1 protein-coding gene is annotated in these 1,521 nt (G+C 65.4%); it reads right to left on the reverse strand.

All coding sequences use genetic code 11. The annotated features are described in order from the left end of the window. Positions 1 to 21 precede the first annotated feature (21 nt). Positions 22 to 1,296: an IS110 family transposase gene (locus CLV71_RS47350; RefSeq protein WP_243867567.1), complete on the reverse strand. Its 1,275-nt coding sequence runs from the start codon at positions 1,294 to 1,296 to the stop codon at positions 22 to 24. Between the last annotated feature and the right edge of the window lie 225 nt (positions 1,297 to 1,521).

The following is a 1,521-nucleotide window of genomic DNA, read 5'->3' on the forward strand; positions in this document are numbered from 1 at the left end:
ATGAGACACCTTCTGTCAACCTCAGGCCGCTGTGGGCGGTTGAAGGGCCTTGGAGCGGTTGCGAATGTGAATGTTCTCGTCGTAGCGGACGCCTTTGGTGAGGCAGTGCCACAAGATTTCCAGCCAGCGGTTAGCGAGAGCGCGCAGTGCGCTGTGGTGGGCTTTCCCGGCTTTGATCTTGGTGTCGTAGAACTCTCGTGCCCAGGCGGAGCTGTTGAGGCTGCAGAAGGCCCATTGGTGCACGGCTGTGCCGAGGTACCGGTTGTGGGCCAGGCGTCGGGCGATGACGAGTTCACTGCGGCCCGAGCGGCGGGTGACGGGTGCGGTTCCGCTGTAGCATTGCAGTCCGTTCGGGTGGTCGAACTGCTCGATGTGGTCCCCGATCTCTCCGGCGATCCGGGCGGCGAGGATGTCTCCGAGCCCGGGGAAGCTCAGGTAGATCTCACCGCCCGGGACCGCTTTTCCCGGATCGGGGTTTCTGGGTTGTTTCGCACGGCCGTATCGGGTGTCGCCGAGCAACAGTGCTGCCATGCGCCGTTCCCAGGCTTTCCGGGCGTCGCGCAACGCGAGCAGTTGGGTCGCGGTCAACGCGATCGTGGTGGCTTTCGCGCGGATCAGGTAGTCCCGGACCGGGAGGTGCTCGGCGGCCAGGGCGTCGGTCACGCGGGCAGCGAACCGGTCCGGCCAGCCATGCTTGGCCGTGCGGGCGAAGGCCTCGATCGTGTCGGCGTCGATGTCGGCGAGTTGGGCGTGGGTGGGCCAGTTGGCCAGCAGTTTCAGCATGACGGGCGAGCCGAGGTCGCCGGAGTTGTCGCCGGCGATGGCCACCGCGGCCGGGAAGGTGGCGAGCAGGTCGGCGCGCAGCCGGTTGAGCAGCCGTCGCTGGTCGCGGGCTGCGCGTTCGTCGTCGCGGGCGATCGAGCGCAACTCGCCGGCCAGGTCGCCGTGGGGGATCAGTTTCCGCAGTTCCAGGAACTGGTCCAGCGCCATCAAACAACAGATTCGGGCGTCTTCGGCGTCGTCTTTCTTGCGTGCCGGGCCGCGACGGCGAGCGACCAGATCCGGATTGACCGGCAGTACCGTGAACCCGGCGTCGGCCAGTGCCTCGACCAGAACACCGTGTCGGGTTTCCAACACGACACGCACGTCGGCTGGATCGGGTTCCAGCTCCAGACAGCGAGTGATCAACCGTTCAACACCGGCCACGGTGTGGTCGATACGGAACTGGTCGACGATCCCGTCGCCAGGTCTGCCAAGCGCGACGTCATGAAACGACTCGGCCCAGTCAATACCCACTCCCAACAAGTGCCTCAGTTCCCTTCCTGCGTGCGAGTGAAACAACCGGAGCCCGAGGCGTTGCATCGTGCTGATAAACCAGTCCTCACCGGGACGACACCTTCCGAGATGACAAGCCCCCGGCCCAAACCTCCAGGGACGCCGTCTCATGACAGTCCTCGCAGGACAAGCGAAGCAAGCGTTCCCCGGAGGTCCCGGCCATGAACGAAGGTAGTCCTATCAGCG

This window comes from Actinophytocola oryzae (assembly GCF_004364325.1).
Classification (GTDB): domain Bacteria; phylum Actinomycetota; class Actinomycetes; order Mycobacteriales; family Pseudonocardiaceae; genus Actinophytocola; species Actinophytocola oryzae.